The 1537-nt window shown below is 33.1% G+C and carries 2 protein-coding genes; both read left to right on the top strand.

The features are described from left to right. Positions 1-292: 292 nt before the first annotated feature. On the top strand, positions 293-436 hold the full coding sequence (locus ACFILY_RS09405; protein ID WP_273791747.1) for a TrwH protein: 144 nt from the start codon (positions 293-295) through the stop codon (positions 434-436). Then, complete coding sequence (locus ACFILY_RS09400) at positions 433-1311, top strand: type IV secretion system protein (RefSeq protein WP_375637966.1); 879 nt, start codon at positions 433-435, stop codon at positions 1309-1311. The genes ACFILY_RS09405 and ACFILY_RS09400 overlap by 4 nt, the downstream gene beginning before the upstream one ends. The last annotated feature ends 226 nt before the right edge of the window (positions 1312-1537 follow it).

Genomic DNA, 1537 nt, shown 5'->3' with positions numbered 1-1537 from the left:
CTCGCAAAAGGCATTACATTTGGACATCTATGGAGACATAGAAACTAGAGGATATAAAAGCAATGGTTCCCGTAACAAACGCCCTTAATACCCATATGACAAAATAACAAGGATATCCAATCCTACAGTAAAAAATATTCGCACTGAAATTGAGCTGTTTTTATAAATTAAAAAATGAAATTAAGAAAAGATCAATTATCGCAAACTATACACTTTACTTTATGTTCAAAATAATAATAATAACAACAAATATCAGGATATATATATAACAATAAAAAAGAGTTATATTAAAATGAAGTCGATTATTCTTGTAATTTTGATTGCAAACCTTTTATCGGCTTGTGCATTAGCACCAAAGCTAAAACAGCCAAATGATAGGAACCGTGTACCTATTAATAAAACAATCCCTGCCGAAATCAAGCGAGGAGACAGATGAAAAAGCGATTTATTATAACAGGAATGATCACCCTTTTGGGAATGCTGAATCTAGCTCCAGCATATGCAAATAGCAAAGATGTGGTGTATGATAGAAATAACAAAGAAATCCGCCGAACAAACGACGGTCGAATATATACTACATATTATGGCTTGTCAGATTCAACACGCACTAGAGATGTTAAAGTTAGACGTAAAACAAAGCCAAAATCACCTAAAAAGTCGCGACCTGCTTCAACGCCACAACCTGCTTCAACGCCACAACCTGCTCTATCAGCAGAATATTCGGAAATCCTTCAGCTTTTAAAAAAAGAGGAAATTATTGAGCTCTTAACAAAACAGCTTGAGTTGAAAAAAAAACAAGTTTCACAAATAGAAAAAGCCTATCAAGCTATAACAAAGAATCAGAAAACTGAACCTAAAAAAATTGAATTTTCTAGTTTTTTTCTCAAAGAACCAGAATCGCTCTATAAGAAAGATAAGCTTTCAAGGGAATCATATCAAAAGGTATTAGAGGAAGAAAACAAAATTTCTGGGACTTTTGATAAAATGGGCAAAGCTATTTCGGAGCGTTTACAATTTGCATCGATACAAGATAAAGCTGTAAGTTTAGAAACTTTTGAAAACGTAGAAAATCGTTTTAAATACCTCGAACATCTATTAGATGAAATTCAAACAAAAGAAAACCTGAAAGATATTGCAGATCTTCAAGCACATATCGATGGTTCGTTAGCCATGATCCAAAATGAATTTATAAAGATGGAAATGGTAGCGCATTTACGTAATGCTGAGCAATCACTTATCAAAAGGAAAAGACGCGAACTTGATATGAAAATTTTTGACCATGAAAAAAACGGGATGCCTACCATACGATAAAAACAAAAGCCAATGTAGAAGGTTCAGTACTATCCGAACAATTCAAAGAGGCACAGAGATTTTATCAAAGCCAAGATATCGTAATGAAAATACTTAGGTAATGTATAAATGCGAATAACGCGTTTAGCATGTATCTATGTTTCAAGGTGATAAAAAGTTGAAAATTCGTTAAAGAGGAATTCCATGGACTTTACAGTGTTCACGCAACTTTTCAATAAAATTGATC

Source organism: Bartonella sp. CL25QHWL (assembly GCF_042195335.1).
GTDB lineage: Bacteria > Pseudomonadota > Alphaproteobacteria > Rhizobiales > Rhizobiaceae > Bartonella.
The sequence above is the reverse complement of the archived record's forward strand: the minus strand, read 5'-3'. Positions and strand labels throughout refer to the sequence as shown.